The organism is Patescibacteria group bacterium, from assembly GCA_040753135.1.
In the GTDB taxonomy this organism is placed as follows: Bacteria; Patescibacteriota; Minisyncoccia; order UBA6257; family Brennerbacteraceae; genus JBFMGR01.
The window spans coordinates 14221-35271 of record JBFMGR010000001.1 but is presented as its reverse complement, the minus strand read 5'-3'; the positions used below and the strand labels follow the sequence as shown (position 1 = coordinate 35271).

General features: G+C 39.9%; 27 protein-coding genes. 1 reads left to right on the top strand and 26 read right to left on the bottom strand.

Annotated features, from left to right (window positions below; genetic code table 11):
• Positions 1–22: 22 nt before the first annotated feature.
• From AB1721_00230 to AB1721_00165, 14 genes are all read right to left on the bottom strand, one after another.
• Positions 23–445 carry an EamA family transporter gene (locus AB1721_00230; GenBank protein ID MEW5805148.1) on the bottom strand — a complete coding sequence of 141 codons (423 nt, stop codon included), beginning with the start codon at positions 443–445 and terminating at the stop codon, positions 23–25.
• 123 nt (positions 446–568) lie between these two features.
• Complete coding sequence (locus AB1721_00225) at positions 569–1060, bottom strand: hypothetical protein (GenBank protein MEW5805147.1); 492 nt, start codon at positions 1058–1060, stop codon at positions 569–571.
• 6 nt (positions 1061–1066) lie between these two features.
• Positions 1067–1444, bottom strand: a complete 378-nt coding sequence (locus AB1721_00220; GenBank protein ID MEW5805146.1) for a hypothetical protein — start codon at positions 1442–1444, stop codon at positions 1067–1069.
• A 5-nt stretch (positions 1445–1449) separates the two neighbouring features.
• Positions 1450–1779, bottom strand: a complete 330-nt coding sequence (locus AB1721_00215; GenBank protein MEW5805145.1) for a nucleoside triphosphate pyrophosphohydrolase family protein — start codon at positions 1777–1779, stop codon at positions 1450–1452.
• Positions 1780–1823: 44 nt separating this feature from the next.
• Entirely contained in the window at positions 1824–2978 is a 1155-nt protein-coding gene (locus AB1721_00210; protein ID MEW5805144.1) for a DUF763 domain-containing protein, read from the bottom strand.
• Between the two features lie 129 nt (positions 2979–3107).
• Positions 3108–3860: an undecaprenyl-diphosphate phosphatase gene (locus AB1721_00205; GenBank protein ID MEW5805143.1), complete on the bottom strand. Its 753-nt coding sequence runs from the start codon at positions 3858–3860 to the stop codon at positions 3108–3110.
• Positions 3861–4111: 251 nt separating this feature from the next.
• Positions 4112–4717 (bottom strand): nucleoside-diphosphate kinase, encoded by a 606-nt coding sequence (locus tag AB1721_00200; GenBank protein MEW5805142.1) that lies wholly within the window; start codon positions 4715–4717, stop codon positions 4112–4114.
• Between the two features lie 80 nt (positions 4718–4797).
• A complete protein-coding gene (gene aspS, locus AB1721_00195) occupies positions 4798–6201 on the bottom strand; it encodes an aspartate--tRNA ligase (protein MEW5805141.1) in 1404 nt (467 codons plus the stop codon).
• Positions 6202–6432: 231 nt separating this feature from the next.
• A complete protein-coding gene (locus tag AB1721_00190; GenBank protein MEW5805140.1) occupies positions 6433–7302 on the bottom strand; it encodes an MBL fold metallo-hydrolase in 870 nt (289 codons plus the stop codon).
• 1 nt (position 7303) lies between these two features.
• Entirely contained in the window at positions 7304–8470 is a 1167-nt protein-coding gene (locus tag AB1721_00185) for a ComEC/Rec2 family competence protein (GenBank protein MEW5805139.1), read from the bottom strand.
• Complete coding sequence (locus tag AB1721_00180; protein MEW5805138.1) at positions 8457–9320, bottom strand: class II fructose-bisphosphate aldolase; 864 nt, start codon at positions 9318–9320, stop codon at positions 8457–8459. Before AB1721_00180 ends, AB1721_00185 begins: the two co-directional genes overlap by 14 nt.
• Positions 9317–9718 (bottom strand): hypothetical protein, encoded by a 402-nt coding sequence (locus tag AB1721_00175; protein ID MEW5805137.1) that lies wholly within the window; start codon positions 9716–9718, stop codon positions 9317–9319. Before AB1721_00175 ends, AB1721_00180 begins: the two co-directional genes overlap by 4 nt.
• 6 nt (positions 9719–9724) lie before the next feature.
• Complete coding sequence (locus AB1721_00170) at positions 9725–10954, bottom strand: hypothetical protein (GenBank protein ID MEW5805136.1); 1230 nt, start codon at positions 10952–10954, stop codon at positions 9725–9727.
• A 1-nt stretch (position 10955) separates the two neighbouring features.
• Positions 10956–11978 (bottom strand): carbohydrate kinase family protein, encoded by a 1023-nt coding sequence (locus AB1721_00165; GenBank protein ID MEW5805135.1) that lies wholly within the window; start codon positions 11976–11978, stop codon positions 10956–10958.
• Between the two features lie 45 nt (positions 11979–12023).
• Here AB1721_00165 and AB1721_00160 point away from each other — a divergent pair, with 45 nt between their 5' ends.
• Positions 12024–12284 (top strand): hypothetical protein, encoded by a 261-nt coding sequence (locus AB1721_00160; protein MEW5805134.1) that lies wholly within the window; start codon positions 12024–12026, stop codon positions 12282–12284.
• A gap of 12 nt (positions 12285–12296) precedes the next feature.
• On the opposite strand, the gene AB1721_00155 is transcribed toward AB1721_00160, so the two are convergent.
• The 12 genes from AB1721_00155 to AB1721_00100 all read right to left on the bottom strand — a co-directional run bounded on the left by AB1721_00155 (position 12297) and on the right by AB1721_00100 (position 21035).
• The gene (locus AB1721_00155) at positions 12297–13295 is read right to left on the bottom strand and encodes a transketolase C-terminal domain-containing protein (protein MEW5805133.1); all 999 of its coding nucleotides are present in this window, start codon (positions 13293–13295) and stop codon (positions 12297–12299) included.
• A 7-nt stretch (positions 13296–13302) separates the two neighbouring features.
• Positions 13303–13737 carry a GNAT family N-acetyltransferase gene (locus AB1721_00150; GenBank protein ID MEW5805132.1) on the bottom strand — a complete coding sequence of 145 codons (435 nt, stop codon included), beginning with the start codon at positions 13735–13737 and terminating at the stop codon, positions 13303–13305.
• 28 nt (positions 13738–13765) lie between these two features.
• Complete coding sequence (locus tag AB1721_00145) at positions 13766–14602, bottom strand: transketolase (protein ID MEW5805131.1); 837 nt, start codon at positions 14600–14602, stop codon at positions 13766–13768.
• Positions 14603–14605: 3 nt separating this feature from the next.
• Positions 14606–15304 carry a hypothetical protein gene (locus AB1721_00140; GenBank protein ID MEW5805130.1) on the bottom strand — a complete coding sequence of 233 codons (699 nt, stop codon included), beginning with the start codon at positions 15302–15304 and terminating at the stop codon, positions 14606–14608.
• Positions 15305–15320: 16 nt separating this feature from the next.
• Positions 15321–16241 carry a 2-dehydropantoate 2-reductase gene (locus tag AB1721_00135; protein ID MEW5805129.1) on the bottom strand — a complete coding sequence of 307 codons (921 nt, stop codon included), beginning with the start codon at positions 16239–16241 and terminating at the stop codon, positions 15321–15323.
• A gap of 16 nt (positions 16242–16257) precedes the next feature.
• Positions 16258–16695 carry an RpiB/LacA/LacB family sugar-phosphate isomerase gene (locus tag AB1721_00130; GenBank protein MEW5805128.1) on the bottom strand — a complete coding sequence of 146 codons (438 nt, stop codon included), beginning with the start codon at positions 16693–16695 and terminating at the stop codon, positions 16258–16260.
• A 108-nt stretch (positions 16696–16803) separates the two neighbouring features.
• Positions 16804–17862, bottom strand: a complete 1059-nt coding sequence (locus AB1721_00125; protein ID MEW5805127.1) for a glyceraldehyde 3-phosphate dehydrogenase NAD-binding domain-containing protein — start codon at positions 17860–17862, stop codon at positions 16804–16806.
• A 6-nt stretch (positions 17863–17868) separates the two neighbouring features.
• Entirely contained in the window at positions 17869–18300 is a 432-nt protein-coding gene (locus AB1721_00120; GenBank protein ID MEW5805126.1) for an HIT family protein, read from the bottom strand.
• Positions 18301–18464: 164 nt separating this feature from the next.
• Positions 18465–18935 carry an RNA methyltransferase gene (locus AB1721_00115; GenBank protein ID MEW5805125.1) on the bottom strand — a complete coding sequence of 157 codons (471 nt, stop codon included), beginning with the start codon at positions 18933–18935 and terminating at the stop codon, positions 18465–18467.
• A 169-nt stretch (positions 18936–19104) separates the two neighbouring features.
• Positions 19105–19596 carry a YerC/YecD family TrpR-related protein gene (locus AB1721_00110; GenBank protein MEW5805124.1) on the bottom strand — a complete coding sequence of 164 codons (492 nt, stop codon included), beginning with the start codon at positions 19594–19596 and terminating at the stop codon, positions 19105–19107.
• A gap of 135 nt (positions 19597–19731) precedes the next feature.
• Positions 19732–20661, bottom strand: a complete 930-nt coding sequence (locus AB1721_00105; GenBank protein ID MEW5805123.1) for an FAD-dependent oxidoreductase — start codon at positions 20659–20661, stop codon at positions 19732–19734.
• Between the two features lie 143 nt (positions 20662–20804).
• Positions 20805–21035: a glutaredoxin family protein gene (locus AB1721_00100; GenBank protein ID MEW5805122.1), complete on the bottom strand. Its 231-nt coding sequence runs from the start codon at positions 21033–21035 to the stop codon at positions 20805–20807.
• Positions 21036–21051: the final 16 nt, after the last annotated feature.

Genomic DNA, 21051 nt, shown 5'->3' with positions numbered 1-21051 from the left:
GTTAAAGTTGCAACCAACTCTTTTATTTTAGGGAGATTAGAGCCGCGCCCAAAACCATTAACAAGGCGCCAAGAATCGTCTTGGCTGTCAGTTTTTCGCCCAAAAACAATCCGGCAAGAATAATCACGAAAACTAAACTTAACCTGTCAACCGCAGACACTTTAGAAGCCAAACCGAGCTTTAAAGCTAAAAAGTAAAACAACCAAGAAACTGCGCCCGCAATTCCGGATAACAAAACCAAGCCCCAGTCTCTATTGCCCAAACTGGTAAAAGAAAAATTGCTAAATTTGTTTGTCGCCGCGCCAAAAACCACCAGAAACCCGGCCATAATTACGGCCCGAATAATTGTCACTAGGGTTGAATCAACTGTTTTTAAACCCAACTTGGCAAAGATTGCCACTAAGGCCGCGAACAAAGCTGATAATAAAGCGTAGATTAACCACATGGGATAAGTTTTCAATTTCCAATTCCTAAATTCCTAATTCCCAATTTCTAATACTTAATTTCCCCGCCAAAAGCGCCCGCCTGTCCGCCAGACAGAAATCCGCCTTGGGCGGACAATTTTCAATTACCAATTTTCAACCTGCTTTACTTTATTTGAATTGATTCGGCCAAACCCGCCTAAAAGCCAAAGCGCTATTAGCATTAAGCCAATTATCCCCAACATTACCCAGATCCGATACTGGGCTAAAAAACTAAATCCCGCTGTTGGCAGGGCAATTGCCAGAAAAGACAAACATTGAGGGCAAAACGGCACTGCCGCGGCTAAAAAAGAACTTAAAGAGCCCAAAATTCCTGATTGCCAAAGTTTGCTGGTTGAGCAAATTTTTTCATCATTGCGCCAGACAAAAACCGCAAAACTAAGGCCAAAAACCAGCGAATAAACTAAATAAACCAGCCAATCAATTGGCTTAAGCAAAGAAAACCAAAACCAAAAATTATTCAGGCCCTGGGGCGCCACTTGAACCAAAGGATAAAACAAGCCCATTGCGAAAGAAAAAACAATCGCATTGAAAAAATACTTTGGTTTTCTCAAAACCGAAAATAAAACAATCTTCATAAAACTCTAATCTTTATCCCCTTCTGGCTGACTTTTATAAATTCCCGAATCAGTAGGATCGGCAGTTACCTGATACGGATCAGGGGGTTCGCCACCAGCAGTTTTTGACCAGCTCGCTCTGCCTTGGTTATATCTCGCCCGGTAAACAATTGAATTTCCGTCCAGGAGTTTAACTAGAACCTCGGCTATTTTTTTTGACTGGCGCCATCTTTTCACTGTTACCACAGTGCCATCAAAAAGTGTTTTTTCAATAACATTAAAATCCGGTCTCTCATTCCATTCCTTTTTTAATCTGGCTCGTTTTTTAGCCCAGTCTTTAGCTTCTCTGCTCCATCCAGCACCCTGTTCAGGAGTAATTTTTCCTAATTTTGGTTGCCAAGCCATAATTTTTATCGGCTGTCGCCGTCGCCCTGAATTACTCCCCGGTTTAATCTTGACAGCAGTTTATCCAAATTTAAAACCGCGACTTGCTCCAAAGAAATACCTAACTCTGTTGCCAATTGGGCCAAATACCAAAGCACATCGCCCAGCTCTTTTTCAATTTCTTGACGATACTCCTCGGTCAGCTCGCTGTTTTTATCCCGAATTAGTTTTTTTATTTTCTCGATGACTTCGCCCGTCTCGCCCGCCAAACCCAAAGCCGGGTAAATAAAATTTTTTCCTGATTCTGGATATTGGGCAGTTTTCCGGGAAATCTTTTGGTACTCTTCAAAAGTCATTGGGTTAATTTAATAAAATAAAACTCTAATCCTTTAAACAAAACTTATTTACCTATTTTAAATAAAATCTTATCTTTTTCAACCGGATTGATTTTCGCTTTGGCAACCAACTGCTTCATTATTTGAATGGCTTGGTCATAAGTCGGGCAATCGACCGGATAGGGAGTCGCATCTTTGCCGCCAAAAGCAAAACTGAATCTGGCTGGATCTTGATAAGACGGCTTAGCGCCATAAATCACTTCGCCAACCAAACTCAAAGCCCTGACTGTTTTCGGCCCGACCCCTGGCAAACTAACCAGTTCCTGGTAAGTTTTTGGCTGGACTTCGCAAACTTGGTTAATAATCTTTCTTAAATACCTGTTCTCAAAAAAATTTTCTTTTTCCACTGGATGATGCTGGAATTCTTTTCTCTCCAAATTCAGCAAATCTAAGTTCTCGCCCCTAAACTGCAGTCTTAGAGATTGGCTTAATGGCGTTTGATAATAATCTAAAACCTTAAAATTTTTCATTACTGACTTAAAGCCGCCGTCAACCAAATTCAAGCTTAACTCCCGATTTTTATTGCTGATTTTCGCGGTTAGATCCAGCACTGATTTTTTTCTTATCTGGCTGACAATGCCTAAATGCGGCTTATCAACAAAATCAAAATTTTCTTTTAGCGAGCTTGACCAGTGATAACGTCGGGCAGTTTGATTTTGAATATTCATTCCCTGCTGAACCACAGTCCAGGCGCCGTTTTTAGAAAAGAAAAAGCTGTGGTGATAAATCTGAAACCCATCTTGAATTAAAGAGCTGTCAACCTTGGCGGCCATCTTTGAGCTAAAAACCAACTGACGGGTGGCTTTTTCTGAAAAATCAATATTCCCGCTCCAGTTTTTTATCTCTTCTGGAGTCTTTTTTGAGGTTTTGCCTTTGCCGCCGCAGATAAACACGCCCAGATCCCGCTCCTGCCCGCGAATCGCCTCTTTTAATGCCGCGGTTAAAATTGTGGTCAAACCAGAAGCGTTCCAATCAAAAGCCAAAACAGTTCCCAATGACTGAAACCAGGCCGGCTGACCGATTCTTTTGACAAACTCATCCGGACCGAACTCATCAATCATCACCTCAATCATTGACCGGCCCAGTTTAACCATCCGTTGGAACAGCCAGGGCGGGCAAACTCCGTAATCCAATGTAAAAGTCGCTATTCCTCTGTTCATGATTATTTATAACTTAAAATGCTTGCCCCGCAGCGAGCCTTGCTCTACTGCTAGAGTTGCCGTGATTTGGTTCATAATTTAAGCAATTAAACGCTTAAGTCTATTTTAGCAAAATTAAAAAATTATGGGTTAAAAGAAAATCAAAAACATCAAAAGCGCAAACGCCATCCGATACCAGCCAAAAGCCAAAAAATTATTCTTCTGAATCAGTCTTAATAAAAACTTCACCCCGAACAAGGCGCTCAAGAACGCCAAAGAAAATCCCAATCCTAAAATCCGCCAATCAGAAAAACTAAACAATGAATAATTTTTATATAAATCCAAACTCACTGCCCCTAACATTGTCGGCAAAGCCAGCAAAAAAGAAAACTCAACTGCAGTTTTTCTAGAATAACCCAAAAACATTCCGCTGATAATTGTTGCCAAAGCCCGGGAAACTCCGGGGATCATTGCCAAAGTTTGCCCGCAACCAATTAAAAAAGCGTCTTTTAAACTTATCTCGGTTTTATTCTTTTCTTTAAAAAACTTCTCAAGTAAAACCAAAAACGCGCCGCCAATAAAAAGCATTGCCAGGGCTAAATCAATCCGGCCGAGCCAAAATTTAAATAAAGAATAAAAAAATAAACCGGTTATTCCGGTTGGCAAAAAACCGATAGCGATTTTTTTAATTAAACCAAAATTGGAAAATATCTTTTTAAAATATAAAAACAAAACTGCGCTGATTGCTCCAAGTTGAATTACAATCTCAAAAGTTTTTAAGAACTCGGTTGGCTCCAGGCTTAAAAGTTTGGAAAAAATCATTAAATGCGCCGTGGAAGAAATCGGCAGGAACTCAGTCAACCCCTCGATTACAGACAAAATTAATATTTGAAACAAATGCATAAAAAAATTATACCATTCTAAGCAAATATAAAAGGGCCCTCGCGCTAAGACCTGGCTCTTACCAGGTGGGTGGCCTCAACTCCGACATTATATCGGAGCGCTGTTGGCCTCCCGATTTGGACTTACTTAGCCCAGGTTTAACCACGAGAGCCTCTTATATTATAAAGAAATTTTTCTTTCAGCTCAATGAATAAAAAATCAAGAATTAATAAGCAAAAAATATCCCCAATTTGACTCGCCTTAATTTCTGATTACTCCAAAATCCCGTCTAAATTAACATCATAAAGAATTGACTCGCCAACCAAACGGTAATTAACCAGCTCTTTTTGCCCAAACCATAAGCCAATTTCTTTTTCTGCTTCTTCAACTGAGCCAGAAGCGTGAATCAAATTTCTTACTGCCCGTCCGTCAATATCAGCCACTTGATAAGAATCAATTGTTAGATCGCCCCGAATCGTGCCGACATCTGAAGTTAATGGCTCGGTTCCGCCGGTAATTTTTCTAATAATCTTAACGGCGTTCATTCCTTGCCAAGCCATTGCCACGACCGGCCCGGAGCTTAAATATTTTTTCAAGCTGTTTAAAACTTTCTCACCGGCTTTCCCCGGTTCTGTTTCCGCAGGCTCCAAACCTTTATCTTTATACGCCTGAATAGATTTTTCTCCGACTTTTTTCTTCCAATCCGGATCAACCAAATAATGCTTCTCTATTAACTCTTCGGTCGGAACAATTAATTTCAAACTAATCAGTTTCAAGCCGCTTCTTTCATACCTTTTAATCACTTCGCCGATCAAGCCCCTTTGGACTCCGTCCGGTTTAATTACTGCCAATGTTCTTTCTTGCTTATAATTATTCATAAAACTTCATTGAAAGATTAATTATAAATTTAAATCTCCGGCATCTGTAAATTCAGATACCTCCGTAAATTAGCATCGCTTTATTTTTCTATTTTCAGCTTCAGCTCTTTTAACTGCGCCTCGTCTATCGCTGACGGCGCTCCCATCATCAAATCCCGGCCATCACCGGTTTTTGGAAAAGCAAATACCTCCCTGATGCTTGGCTCATTCTGCAAAATCATAATTAATCGATCAATTCCAGGCGCAATCCCACCATGGGGCGGCACACCGTAAGAAAACGCCTCCAACATATGGCCAAATTTATTTTCTATTTCCTGTTTTTTATTCCCCATCGCCTCAAAAACGGCTGCCAAAAGATCGGCGTTATGAATTCTCAACGACCCGCCGGCAATCTCATAACCATTCAAAACAAAATCATACTGCTTGGCTAAAATTTTTCCGGGATCAGTTTTAAATTTTTGCCAAAAATCCTCAGCGCTATCTGCTTTAGGCATAGTAAAAGGATGATGAACCGCATCCCATCTTTTTTCTGTTTCTTTCCACTCAAACATCGGAAAATCAACAACAAAGCCAAAGGCTAATTCATTCGGGTCGTTTTTGTTTTTTCTTAAATCCGGTTTATCCGAGCCATATTTCTCCATTGCTTCTTGATAAGAAATTCTCGGAAAAGGAATCTGGCTAATGGTTTTTCCCGGCACCAGCTTCTGAACCATCTCAATAAAAAGCTGTTCCACCAATGAAAGAATTTCCTCTTCTTCATTAACAAAACTCATCTCAATATCCAATTGGGTAAACTCTGGCTGGCGATCCCCTCTCGGATCCTCGTCTCTTAAACATCGGGCAATCTGAAAATACTTTTCAAAACCAGCTACCATTAATAACTGCTTATACTGCTGGGGCGATTGAGGCAAGGCATAAAACTTTCCTGGCTCAACTCTTGAAGGAACAACATAATCTCTAGCTCCCTCTGGAGTTGATTTGGTTAAAATCGGGGTTTCAATTTCTATAAAACCTCTTGCTGTTAGCCATTCTCTCATAAACAGCTCAACTTGATGTCTTAACCCAAGATTCTCCTGCATTCTTTTTCTCCGAAGGTCTAGATACCGATACTTTAATCTAAGCTCTTCAGAAACCTCTTTACCGTCAGTTTCAACCAAAAACGGCAGAGTTTTCGCTTCTGAATAAACAACCAACTCTTTTGCCTGAAGTTCAATCTGGCCGGTTTCTAACTCCGGATTTTCCATCCCTTTTGGCCTCTGATTGATTTTCCCTTTAATGCCAATTACCCATTCTGACCGAAGTTTGTCCGCGGTTTGATGAAGCTGCTGATTGTCCGGAGCGAAAACCACTTGCAAGATTCCTGACCGGTCTCGTAAATCAATAAAAATCAGCTTGCCATGGTCTCGTCTTGAATTAATCCAGCCGGCAACAAAAACTTCCTGGCCCATTTTATTCTTTGTTTGATTAATTGATATCCTTTCCATATCTTTATTAAAAAACACCCCTAAATTATGCCAACAAGTGCCATATCTTAGGGGTGCTTTTTATTATCAATTTATTAAGCACGGTGCCACCCTATTTTTGACTTATCCCGATTCCCACGGTCTGCGTGATAACGGACGCTCTCCGAGGGGTTCTACTTTCCTAAGGATTTCTTCCCCTGACTCAGCGGTGTTTGCCGCTTCACGGTCTTTAATATAGATTATTATCCTTGTTTAATCAGTTGTCAAGTTTATCTGGTTATTTTGCCAAAAAATCCTGACCAGTCCGTCAACATCGGTCCGGAAAACTTCAGCGCCAATAGCTTTCAGCCGGCTTAAAGCTTCTGGGGTTGGGTGGCCATAAGAATTTTTGCCCACTCCGATTGCCGCAATTTCAGGCCTAATTTTCTCAAGAAAAACCTCTGAACTCGAATATTTTGAACCGTGATGCGGCACTTTTAAAAAATCAACATCAGGCAAACTCGCCAAAAGCGCTTTTTCTGCCTTAGTCGAGATATCACCGGTAAACAGCCCCTGAAGACCCTGATAAGAAAACAAACCAACAATTGAGGTATCATTTAACTGCTTATCTTTAATAAGCGCTCCGGACTTCAGCTCTAAACCGGGCCAAAGAATAACAAATTTTGCCTCTTTTTCTTGCCCGGTTAAAAAACTTATTTCTTGGCCCCGCCGGGCGTAGATTATTGGTATCTGCTGTTCTTTTATCAGATTAATCAAGTTTTTATAGCTGCCCTGTTCTGTCCGGACGCCGTTCAAAAATACTGCTCTGATTTTATACCTTTTTGCCAGTTCAAAAACCCCGCCAAAATGATCTATGTTCGGGTGAGAAATAAACAATAAGTCTATCTTCCGGTTATAAAGCGGGATTATTCCGTCCAGCTGATTAACAATCTTTGATGACGGTCCGGCATCAATTAAGATATTATTTTTTTGAATTGTCAACAAAGCCGCATCGCCTTGGCCAACCGGCAAAAAATAAACACTCGGCTCTTCAACCGCTAGGCCCCTTAAAATCACACCAAAAACAGAGAAATTAGCAAAAACCAAAATTAAGATTAAATAAAACTTCCAATTATTCGGCACGCTAAGGGGATTTTTTAATAATTAAACCAATAAAACCATAGTAAATTATTATTAACAGCGGCGCAATAAAAATCCCAGAAATGCCGGCTAAGGGAAAACGAGCAAAACCCCGGATTATCTCAATAATCAAACTAAGCAAGGGAAAGCTTAGAAAACCGATTGTCTGCCCGAGAGCCGGATAAACCAAAAATCCCAAACCGGACAAAAAACTCAAGCTCATTGCTAAAGGAATTAAAGGCAAAACCAAAAAGTTTGCCAGCATACCGGTCAGCGACAAACTGCCAAAATTATAAATCAAGATCGGCAAAACCATTGCCTGGGCAGATAAGGTTTCAGCCGCGATTTTCTTTAACTCCAAAATCCAGTTCTTTTCTTCTCCGTGTTTCTGTTTAAACCAAACCGGCGCCAGATAGAAAATTCCAAAAGCAGCTAAAAATGAAAGTTGAAAACTTAAATCATATCTTAAAGACAAGGGGTCAATCAAAACCATCAGCCCCAAAACAAAAGCAAAAGCAATCTTGGTATTTTGCTGGCGGCTAAATCTTTCGGCTATAACCACTAAAGCGGCCATAATTCCGGCCCGAACCGCAGAGATCGGCGCGCCAACAAAAACAGTAAAAACAAAGATTCCGGCTAAAGCAAACAGCCAGATCAGTTTCCGATGGACTGTCAACCAAGACAAAAGCCGGGTAATAAATCTGGCCACAATAGTAATGTTATAACCTGAAACCGCAATCAAATGAGCAGTGCTGGTAATTTTCAGCGCCTGCCAAAAATCAGGTTCAAACTTAACTCCCTGGCTGCCGGTAATAATTCCCTGGCTAAAACCAGCTGCTGGTTCTGGAAAAATCCGGCCTAAAGCTAAAGAAAGCTGACCCCGAAGATTTACAAGATAAGATCTCGAGTCGGCCGAAATTAAAGAAAAATTAATTTCCGGAACAAAAATAATTCTTAATAAAGCTAAAATAAAACCAGCCAAAAAACTAACTGCCAACCAGCTAAACTGCGGCCTGACTAATAACAAAAAAATAATCAAAACAACTGCGCCCAACAAAATCTGCCAGATTTTAATGCTGAAAAAAGAAAGCAAAAAAACATTGCTGATAATTCCGATTAAAAACCAGAAAAAATAATCAGCCGGAACGAAAATTTTTTCATTCTCTGCCATTAAAAACTGCTATTTTTTCTTTAATAACAGCTTTTATTTCTTCCACTGCCGGCAGCAAAACTTTATATGGCGCAATCTCCTTTGGATTTTCCTCCAAAGATTTTTCCAAGGCGTTTTTCCAAGCCAAGCGCAGTTCAGTATTTATATGAACAATGCTAACCCCGGCCTGAATTGCTTTTGCTATTGATTGATTGTCTATCCCAGAAGCGCCATGAAGAACTAAATATGCCGGAACAGCATCTTTAATCTCTTGAATCCTTTGAAAAGAAAGGTTTTCTTTGTAGCCTTTAACAATGCCGTGGATATTGCCCACGCCCGGCCCAATCAAATCAACTCCGGTTTCCTGAACAAATCTTTTTGCTTGTTCCGGTTTAATCATTTGTTCTTCTGAAACCACCGCGCCTTCTGGCAGTTGCTCCCGAACCACTGAGCCAAAACCAATATAGCCCAGCTCGCCCTCGGTTAAAATATCCGGATTGATTGATTTAACCAGCTCAACTGCCTGTTTTGTTTTTTTAATGTTCTCCTCTAAATCAAACTCAACCGCGTCAAATAAAATTGCGTCAAAACCCGCTTCAGCGGCCTGCTTGATTTTTCCCAAATCTTTAAAATGGTCTGCGTTTAAAAACAGCGGCAGATTATAAGTCTGGCGGAAATGCCGGACAATAGCGGAAATCTCTTTAATGCCTAAAAATTCGGCTTCGCCTTCTGACGCGCCGATAATAATTGGTTGGTTTAATTCCCGACTAATCTCTTTAACTGCCCGAATTCCTTCCCAGTTAGAAACATTAAAATGGCCAATGGCTTTTTTATTCTCAACTGCTTGGTCTAAATAATTTTTTAAATTCATATGCCTAATTTTTGTTTTAATTCTTCAACTGCTTTAGCCGCATCTTTTAAGGACAAAAATTTTCTTAACCAAGGAAAAGATCCGGGGGATTCAGCCAACTCATTTAATGTTCCTGAGGCAGTTTCCGGGTGTATAATAATATGGACCAAAAAATTAAAGGCGCTTAACCAGTCATCATTTTTAACCCTGTCTAAATTTTGAAAAATCCCTCGGTGAAGATCTCTGTCCCTCGCTCCATAAGCATCAACTAATCTTTTTGCCTTAACCATAAGCTTAACCAGTTTGTCCCAGTTTGGCCGGCCTTGAGAAACCCTAATCATCTTGTCTGCCAAAGCTTTAACTGCTGGTTTTTCAAACTGATAACCCGTATTTTCCGGAGGTTTAAATCCAAAACCCATAAAAAATTAAAACTTAATTCTGGCGCTGATAATATTTTCTTTGGCTAATTTTTCTAAAGCTTCTTCGCCAAAATATTCCTGGAAAATTTTGTTCCACAACGCTTCGCGCTGGTGATAAGTATAAAACACCTTTTTGTCTTTGTCCGCTAAACTCATTGCCAGATCGACCAAATTAAAACTCACCAAAGTGTCAGCGCCGATTTCGTCTTCAAAGTAACCGCCGACCCAATCTAAGTTGTGCCAAAACTCAAATTCGGGGTTAATTTTAGCAATCCGGTTTTGGGCTCTTGACCAATGAATTGATTCGGGATTAATATGCGGTACAATCAAGCCAATTTCATAAGAGTCGTCTTTTTCTAAATACCTTTGAGTCACCAGCCAATCATTGGTTTTTAAATTAATTTTTGGCTCAGCCACATCGCCGCGCAAAAGCGAGACCAACTTATCTTTAAAATTTGAATCGCCAGAGTATTTTTCAATCAGCTCGGAATAAAACTTGACTTCGTAAAAATAATGAAAGCTCAAAGAAAAAATTTTCATCAGTTGCCCCGGACCAATTAGATATTCGGTTGGGACAATAAAGATTGTTCCTAACTCTTTTAGATGGGAAAGGTTATGGTATTTTTTAGCAATAAACTCTTTTGCCAACGGGGCAAATTTTTCTGAAAAGGCAAAATAATGAATTTTCCGCTTTTCAAAATCTGCCGGAGTTAAACTCTCATATTGCTTAAAAAATTCCCGATTCAACCACTGATTTGATTCGCCAAATCGGAGACTGGCAAATAGCTCAAACAAATCCTCGTTTGCCAAAGCTTGTTCAATATCAGAATAGCCTAAAAATTTTAAGATATTTTCCGGAGGCTTGTTTCTTAACAGCTCCTTAGCTTTTTCTTTTTTTAGAAAATAGCCCTCGCTAAAACCCAGAAGTTTATCGGCAAACTCAAGAATTTTTTGGCAATCCTGCTGGCTTGCCAAGTTCAAACCGCTAAAAAGCTGGCTGATTTTTTCTTCGTCTTTTTTAACCCGGTTTAACAAGCTCAAAACAATCTGTTTTAACGAGCGGTTTGGATTTAAACCAAAACTGATCAATTTTTTCTCAATCAAACTCTGGTTTTCTGAAATAACCTTGTCTAAAACCCCGGTTTTGCCGGTGATTTTTTCTGTTTTCTGTTCCAAGTTTTTAATAATATCTTGGTCGGTCCGCAAAATCTTGGCAAGAATTTTATATCCTTCCATTTTATATTTTTTCTGTTTTAATCTTTAAACTCTTCCAGCGTTTAGTTGCCTCAAACTGCTTTTTGGTTAAAACCCCGGCTTTGGTTCCCAATGACTCCACTACCGAGGTGGCATTGGCTGAACCCAAACGAATCGCATAAGCAATGTTTTTCAAGCCGCAAATGCCTTTTTTACACTCTTCTTTTTTGCGGATTAAGCCGGCGACAAAACCAGAGCCAAAAGCATCGCCAGCCCCGGACCGATCGACCACTCTTTTATCTTTAAATATCTCTGCTCGCCATAAATGATAGCCATCGGAGACCTTCACGCCTTTTGGTCCTTCAGTCATTACCAAAATCCCGGGAACTACTTTATCTAAACTCTGAAAAATTTTTTTTTCGTTTTCATATTTAACCCCGGTCAGATAAGCCGCTTCTTCCTGATTTAAAAGTAAAACATCAGCCGAGTTCAGAATTTTTTTAAGCTTAACCATGCCCAGCCGGATCTGGGCTTTTGAAGGATTTAAAGCAATCTTGACCCCCTGATTGTGAAAATAAGAAACGATTTTCTCAAAAGTCTTAAACTGAATTCCGCCCGGAGCTAAATAAACCCAGCTGGTTTTTAATTTTTCAAAAGGAATTTCTTTTAAAGTCAAATCCGAAGCCGCGCCCCGGAAGACAAAAATTGTCCGTTCGCCAGAGTAATTAATAAAAATTGCCGAAAAAGCCGTAGGAATTTTCCTGTTAAGAGAAAAGACTGGTTCGACTTTTTCTTTTTTAAGCTCTTGCCTAATCAGTTCGCCAAACTCGTCTCGCCCGACTTCAGAAATGCAAGCGGTTTTTAAACCTTGTTTGGCAAAAGTTGCAGCGGCATTGGTCGCGCCGCCGCCCGAACCATAGCTCAAGCTCTCTATTTCTAACTTGCCGCCCAAAGGAAAACATTGCAAACTCAACCCTTTCGGCTGGCTGATTTCTAAACTTTTGTATCCTTTTAAATAAACATCAAAAGTCGCGGTGCCGATTGAAATTACATCAAATTTAGCCATAAACCAAAGGCAATAAATAGGTTATAATTATTATAAACTAAAAATATGGACAAACCAAATTTTCAAGTCTCATTTCTTGGGAATAAAACTGAAATTTTTAAAGATAAGATTATTTATCAAGCTCTCTGGGGAATCTTGGGAGAAGTTTCCATCCCTCTAAAAGAAATCTCTTCGGTTAAATTAGCGGCTATCTGGACTCCGGAGGTTTTAATTGAGACCTCTGGGGGCCAAAAATATAGTCTGTTTACCCCCTGGCTCTTAAAAAAGAGATTAAAGCAAGAAATTGAAAAAGCTCAAAAGACTTAATTGTCAGAGTGTTTACCGATCCTGATGATGTTTTTGTATTTCCTTCACTGCTTTTTTAATGTTTTCTACGTTCAAACCATAATAATTTAACAACTCTTCCGGTTGGCCTGACTGACCGAACTGATCGCGAACGCCAATAAATTTAATCGGCACCGGACAAATTTCAGCCAAAAACTCTGCCACCGCTGAGCCCATACCACCGGCAACCTGATGATCTTCAACAGTAATTACCCTGCCTGATTTTTCCACTAACTCTAAAATTGTTTTTGTGTCTAGCGGCTTGACTGTTGATAAATTAATTACCTCTACCTCTATACCTTCTCCCCCTAATTCCCGAGCTGCCAAAAGTGAGTAATAAACCATCTCTCCAGCGGCAATAATGGTTACTTGCGGTTTTTTTGTTTGCCAAAACACCTGGACTTTGCCAATCTCAAACGGAGTTTTTTCTGTGGTAATTATTGGAATATCTGGCCGAGTTAACCGGAGATAACTCGGTTTGTTAGTTTCTGTTATCGCTAAAGTTGCTTTTTCTGCCTCAAAATAATCGCACGGGACAATCACTTCTAAATTCGGCAAAATCCTCATCAAAGCAATATCCTCTAAAGCTTGATGAGTAGCTCCGTCCGGGCCAGTTAATAAACCTGTATGGGCGCCGATTATCTTAACCGGCACATTATTATAAGCAATTGTCGTCCTAATCTGTTCCCAGTTCCTCTCCGGAGAAAAAACTGCGTAAGAAGCGGCAAACGGAATCTTGCCGGACGCGGCTAAACCCGAAGCAATCGTAATCATATTTTGTTCAGCCACACCGCTCTCAAAAAACCGCGCGGGAAATTTTTTCGCAAACCCATCAATTTTGGTTGATTCCATTAAATCACCGGTCAGTGCCACAATATTAGAATTTTTTTCTCCGGCTTTAATTAAACCAGAACCAAACCCGGCCCGGGTTGATTTTTTCTCAACTTTGTCAGAAAATAAATTTTCATTCAAGTGCAATTTTTTATTAAGCATACGGGGGTTATTTTAAATATTTAACAAAAAATAAAAAGTCCTTTTTGCCAAAAAACTTTCTGAATCTAAAAACTGATTTGTATCCCAACGAACGATAAAATTTAACCGCTTGCCAATCGGCTCCAGCCTCTAAATAAATCAAATGGAGATTATGTTTCCTGGCATAATTTTCAGCATACCTAATCAATTTGATACCCACGCCCCGCCTTCTTTCTAAATGAGAAACAATTAAAGCACCAATATACATTACTCCCAACAAATAATGTCCGCTTAAGACGCCTAAAATTTTCTCTCCTTCTTTAGCAACGAAACGAAATTCTTTTTTCTTAGCATAACCCCAATTTATCTCCTTACCAAAATGTTCGGGATTAACCAACGCCCATTCTCGCTTGCCGAATCTACCTAATTCCGGCGTTTTATTTTTTGCTAAAACTATCCTCATAATTCATGATTCATTATTCGCTGGCACATTAATCTTCTTCCAACTTCCCCTGTAAAGTCCTCAATTCTCTTAGCGCCTCAACTGTTTCGCCCGGGCTCGGCGTTTTGCCGTGGAACTCAAAATCAAACTCCATAAAATCAATTCCTTTGCCCGGAATCGTGTGGGCAATAATCACCACCGGTTTCTCAAAAATTGCCTTGGCTTCATTACAGGCGTCAATAATCTGCTGATAATTATGGCCATCAATCTCCAAAACATGCCAATTAAACGCTTCGTATTTCTCTTTTAACGGCTCTAGGGGCATAACCTGTTCAGTAAAACCGTCAATCTGGATATTATTCCGGTCAATAATCATGGTTAGGTTATTAAGCTTGTGCTTGGCGGCAAACATCACTGCCTCCCAATGATTACCCTCTTGAATCTCACCATCAGAACATAAACAGAAAACATCGTATTTTTTATTGTCTAACTTGCCGGCTAAAGCCATGCCAATCGCTTGGGACAAACCCGAACCCAAAGGCCCAGAAGTGGTTTCTAATCCGGGCAAAGATTCCCGGTGCGGATGGCCTTGTAAACGAGAGCCCAGATTTCTTAAAGAATAAAGCTCCTCTTTAGGAAAATAACCAGCATAAGCCATTACTGCATACAATCCCGGACAGATATGGCCGTTAGAAACCACCATCCTGTCTCTATCTTCCCAAAAAGGATTTTTCGGGTCGTGTTTTAAAACATTGAAATAAAGCGCCACTAAAACATCGGTAATGCCCAAAGCGCCGGCCGGATGGCCGGAGCCAACATCAACTAAAGATTTGATTATCTCTTCTCTAACCTGAATCGCCAAATTTTCCAGCTCTTTGATCCCCATAGCTTATTCTCTAATCACTTTTACCAACGCCTCAACTGCTTGAGCCGGTTCAGCCGCGCCAAAAACAAAAGAGGTAGAAGCGATAATCTCGGCGCCGGCCGCTTTTATTTTCTTAACCGTTTCAATATCAACCCCGCCATCCCACTCAATTTTATAGCCAAATCCGGTTTCGCCGAAGATTTGATCTTGCCAAATTCTTAACTCTTCAGCTTTCCTTAGCTGTTTTTCGTCAAACCCATAACCGCTCAAGCCTATCGGCACAGCTAAAATCTGAACCAAATCAACCGAGCCCAAAAATGGCCGCAATTTTGCCACTGAAGTTTTGGGTGAAATTGAAATACCAAACTCAACCCAATTATTTTTGCACTCGTCTGCTATTTGTTTAATCGTTTTTTTTCTTTTTCTGCCCCAAAGCCCGCCGGCAATCCCTTCGTACTGAACAATGATTCTCCGAATACCGGCACCAATCCAATTTTCAATTACCTTGTCCGGATTTTTTATCATTAAATGAGCGGCAAACCGAATTGGCCGGAGCAGCTTCAGGCTTTTTAAATCTTCTGGATTGTCCCAAGTTTTCGCCTGGCCCAAACTGCCATCGCCGATATCCAACTCAATCCAGTCAGCAAAAGACTCGGCTTTTTTAATGTCTTGTTCAACTTCCGGCCAGGTTGATTTGTTAATTGAGGGAATAATTTCAATCATAAATCAGATTTTAGATTTAAGAAAAAGCAGAAGCCCATAATTTAATCGCGCCATAAATCAACTCATTTATCGGCGTCTCTATATCCAGCTCCTGTGCTAATTTTACCAATGAACCATTCAAAGTTTCAATCTCAGTTTTTCGTCCTTTTTCAATATCCACTAATAGGGAAGATTTTGAATTTGGGTCAGTAGTTTTTGAAATATCCATTATTCTCTCAAAAGAGCCCGGCTCCAACTTAACCCCTTTTACCTTAGCCACTGATAAAGCTTCGTTTAAACACTTTTGATAAAGATTATTGGTAATCGGATCAGCTAAAACTTTGCCAATCGGACTCCGGCAGATCGCTGTCATTCCTGAAAACGGGAGAATAAATAGGAATTTCCTCCACAGCTCTAATTCTATCTCTCCAGAAAGAACTGTATCAACGCCAGCGTTTTTAAAAATCTGTTCTATTTCTTTTAGTTCGAAATTCTCGGTGTTTTTTCTATTGCCAAAAATAAACTTCCTTAATCCGCCAGTTTGTTCAATTAAACCCGGCCTTGTTTTAGTAGAAATTATATAAACAACACCAGGATAAATCTTTGCTTTATTAAGATACTGTTTTATCTGCTCATCATTACCAACCCCGTTTTGAAAAGTAATAATGGCGGTTTTCTCATTAACAACACCAGCCAACTGTTTAGCTAACCCTTCGGTATCATAAGTTTTTACCGCAAAGATTATTAAATCCGGATCAGAGATCTCTTTTACAGAGTTTACTGCTTGAGTCGGGTAAACCCTAAAATCACCAACAACACTTTTAACTTCTAAACCTCTTGTTTTGATTGCCTGATAATGCTCGCCTCTAGCTAAAAAGACTACCTCATTCCCAGCCTTTGCCAAAACCGCACCCAAATAGCCGCCAACCCCACCCGAACCAACAATATAGATTTTCATTGTCTCTTTGCGCGATTTAATTCAACTCTTCAATTTTTTTCAACCGCCTGATTCTACGTTCAGCGTTATCAAACTCTGCAATTAAAAACGCATTAACTGATTCTAGCGCAGTTTTCTCATCAATAAAATTAGCCGGCAAAACCAAGACATTGATATTGTCTTCTTGTTTGTTTGCCCGCGCCATTTTCGGATTAGCGGCTAAACCAGCGAAAACCCCCCTGAATCGGTTTAAAGCGATTGTCATTCCCGCGCCTGAACCGCATAGAGCAACGCCTAAATTTTCCTTGCCTGCTAAAATTTTCTCTGCCAATTTCTTAGCATAATCAGGATAATCATCGCCCTGGATATATTCAAAAGCGCCCAAGTCTTCAAACTCGATACCTTTGTTTGAAAGATATTGTTTGATTTTTTCTTTCAATTCAAACCCGCGATGATCACTGATTATGTATAACATAGTTTATTAATTCCCAATTACCAATTTCCAATTCCCAATCAATAACTCAATTTGAAAATTCTCAAACTGAAAATTCAATGAAAACTAAGAATTGAAAACTGAAAATTGCTATAAAACTCGTTTTATAGCGCGAGCGTGTTCAATCAATGTTCGAGTGTACCCCATCTCATTATCATACCAAGACAGCACCTTAACTAAATCCCCATCAACGACTTTAGTAAAACCTAAATCAACGATCGCGCCATAGGCCTGACCAACAATATCTGAGGACACCAACGGCTCGTTAGTGGTTTTCATTATTTTGTTCCAGCGCGGTTCTTTGGCTGCTTCTTCCAAAATTTGATTAATTTCCTCCGGGGTAGTCTCCCGCGTCATCAACATAGTAATATCTGCAATTGAACCAGCTACTACCGGCACCCGAAAAGCAATCCCATCAAACCTGCCGGCCAATTCCTTTACTGCTTTAGTTACTGTGGTTGCCGCGCCAGTAGTTGACGGAACAATGTTTTGGCCAGCGGCCCGGCCGCGCCTCAAATCGTGCCCCTTAACCGGTCCGTCAACAAGATTTTGAGTGGCGGTATAGCCGTGAACAGTTGATAAAATCGCTTTTTTAATCCCGATTTTCTCTGACAAAATCTGAATCACCGGATGGGCCGAATTAGTCGTGCAAGAACCGTTTGACGAAATCAAACAAGTTTTTAAATCATCTTCATTAACCCCAATTAAAACTGTTTTGCCATTTTCGCCATCTTCATCTTTTGACGGCGCAGACAATAAAATTCTTTTAGCGCCGGCATCCAAGTGAACTTTAGCTTTTTCATAAGACTCAAACGCTCCGGTTGACTCAATCACCAAATCTATGTCCAGCTCTTGCCAGGGAAGATTTAGCGGCTCTTTTTCCTGAAAAAGGGGCAATTCTTTGCCGCCGATCACTAGCTGGGCAGAACTTTTTGCTTTGCCAACGCTTAATTCATTATTCTTAATCCCTAATTCTTTCCCGTATCTGCCATAAACAGTGTCGTATTTCAGCAGATAGAGCATATTTTCCGGTTCGCCCAGATCGTTTAAAGCAACAAACTCAAAATCCGGATCGCCAAACCCCAATCGGAAGACCAGCCGGCCGATCCGGCCAAAACCATTAATCGCAATCCTCAAAGGTTTAGTCATAATTTTTTAATTCCTATAATTATCTTTTTTAATTTGCTCGGCCAATTTTTTTAGTTCTTCGGGACCGGCTTGTTTAGCTTTAGACTGCCACCATTGATTAAACTCTAATTTATCATCCTCGTATCTAGGGATAATATGAATGTGGAAATGCGGCACTGATTGGCCGGCCGCTTCTCCAGAGGCATTAACCAAATTAACGCCCTTGGCAGAGAGAGAACTTTTAATATTATTAGCCAGAGTTTTCGCGTTTGAAATCACCGTTTTCAAACCATCAAACGGAATATCAAAAACATCTTCATAATGCTCTTTAGGAATTATCAAGCAATGGCCGTAGGTTAAAGGATTAATATCTAAAAAGGCCAGAGTTTTTTCATCTTCAAAAATCTTTATTGACGGAATCTCGCCGGAAACGATTTTGCAAAAAACGCAATCAGCCATAAATTTGTTTTTAATAAATTTAGGAAATCCTAATTTTTAATATCTAATTTCTAAATAATAACTAAATTCGAAATATTAAAAATTTTAAGCTGTTTAAGAATTTAAGATTCGGTTATTGGAATTTATTTAGGGTTTAGGATTTTGGATTTAGGGCTTGCTAAAATTCATTTTCTGAATTTTAGGCAATAACTTGCTATTCCAAATGCCACAGCAACATTTAAAGATTCTTTTTTGCCGAACATCGGAATATAAATTATTTTATCACATTTTTTCAAGATGTTTTTAGAAATGCCCCTAACTTCATTGCCCAAAACCAGAGCGATTTTTTGCTTTTTGCCTAGCCGAAACTTAAAAACATCAACCGCTTTTTTATCCTGCTCCAAAGCAATAATCTTAAACCTTTGTTTTTTTAACTGGTTAATCGCATCGCCAGCGCGCTTTTTATATTCCCAAGCAAGATGCTTTTCCGCTCCCAAAGCGGTCTTAGCCAGATCTTTGCCTGCCCGACCTGATTGGCTTGGGCGCGGGGTGATGCCGCAAAGATAAATTCTTTCAACGCCAACAGCGTCAGCGGTCCGGAAAATCGCCCCAGCATTGAGGGCGCTGCGAAGATTATCTAAAACCAGACAAAACATAATCTATTATCAATATTATCAATAATTAAAATTAATAATCAATTATCAACTAATAAACCGACAGATGTCTGCGGTTAAAACACAGCCACAAACTAACATTTATCAACTAACAGCCATAAACTACCCACTTCTATACTCTAGAGTATAGAAGTAGGGTAAAAATTAAAAATTACCTCTTAGGCTTAGGCGTAGGCGTAGGGCTTTTTTTCTTTTTATCTTCTTTAATCCCAAATTGTAAAAGACTCACCAAAAGAAAATGGAACGGATATTTTCTTTTCATCCATTCAATCCCGGTAAAGGGATGATTGGCTTCAATTTTTTTCAGCGCCTCGGCTTCTTCTTCATATACAACTTGTTCCATTTTTTTCATTTCCTTCTGGTAACCGCCAAAACCGCCTTCAAGCCAGCGGTGGACCGAAGCGATTGTGGCCGCAGCAGTAGAAAGCTCTTTTTTAATCTCCTCATAACTCCAGTTTTGCAATAACAATCGGGCAATTTCAATTCGCCTGGCCAGCATCAATGCTTCGGTTTCGCTTAATAAGTCTTTAAAAAAGTTTTTCGCCTCTTCTTTGGTTCCCAAAAGAGAGACCATGGTCCAAAACTGATTTAAAATTCTTTTTCTTTCAATTTCTTCAATTGTTTCCGGCCGCTTTCTTGGCATATTATTTTACTGTGAATTTAACAGTTTATTTAAATTGAACAAAACGCCTTACTTCTATACTCTAGAGTATAGAAGTAAGATAAAACAAGATCAAGCGAGATAAAAAAGAAAGGCGGAAAAAACTAATTAATTCAGTTAGTCCAGTTTATTCAAATAATCAACCGCGGATAAGCCGGCGCAGATTCCTTGACCAACCGCAATCCCGATCTGCTTATACTGAACATCAGTGATATCCCCGGCAGCAAAAACTCCGGGAAGATTGGTCCGGCAAAACTTATCAATAATAATCTCGCCCCGCTCATTTTTAGCCAATTCCGGCATAACAAAATCCGAGTTCGGGATCATACCGATATGAATAAACACGCCCTGCGCCTGAATTGTTTTTGTTTCTCCTGAACTCAGGTCTTTATACTCAATTCCGGAAACAAAACCGTCGCCAAGAATTTTTTCTGTCATCGCTTTCGGAATAATCTCAACATTCTTTGACTCTTTCAAACGCCTGATCAAAGACGGGTCGCCTTTCATCTCCGGATTTTTCGTTATCAGATAAGTTTTTTGAGCAATTTCGTTCATCATTATTCCGGCTTCATTGGCTGAATCGCCGCCGCCGATAATCACCACGACTTTATCTTTAAACAACGGCCCGTCACAAACAGTGCAATAACTCACGCCTTTACCGCGCAACTCTTTTTCTCCGGGCACATTTAACTCTCTTGGATGAGCGCCCGAAGCGATAATCACAGCTTTAGCTTGATATTTAACCTGATTAGCTTCTGAATCTTTCCAGCCCTCAACCGTAAAACCGTCATCAGCTTTTTTCAGGCCGGTTATCTTAACCCCCAAAACCGGCTCTGCCTGATACTGCCTTAAATGGCTTAAAAACTTTTCAGTTAACTCAACTCCGTTGGTTTGACCAAAGCCGGGATAATTCCCCACTTCGCCTGACAAAGCCATCTCTCCGCCAAGCTCAAAACCTAAAATCAGCGGTTTAATCCCCCGTCGCGAAAGATAGATTGCTGAAGAAATTCCGGCCGCTGAAGCGCCAATAATAATTACCTCAAACATAAAACTGAAAATCCCAATATCTAATTCCTAATTTCTAAACAAATTCCAACAACCAAAATCAAAAATGGCTTTAAGTAAAGGGAAATCTACTTTCATATCGGAAGCGCCCGATTAATATTATTTAAAGATTAGAATTTAGGATTTTAAATTCCCAGCAATTGGGCTAATTTTGGCCGGTCAAAACCAACCACAATCTGGCCATCTATCTCAATTACCGGCACGCCCATCTGGCCGCTTTTTTGAACCATCTGGGTCAACGCCTGCTGATCTTCAGCTACATTAATCTCCTGAAACTCAATTCCGTTTTCTTTCATAAATGCCTTTGCCATCTGGCAATAAGGACAGGTTGAAGTGGTATAAATCTTTACTTCCATAACTTTTTTAAATTAT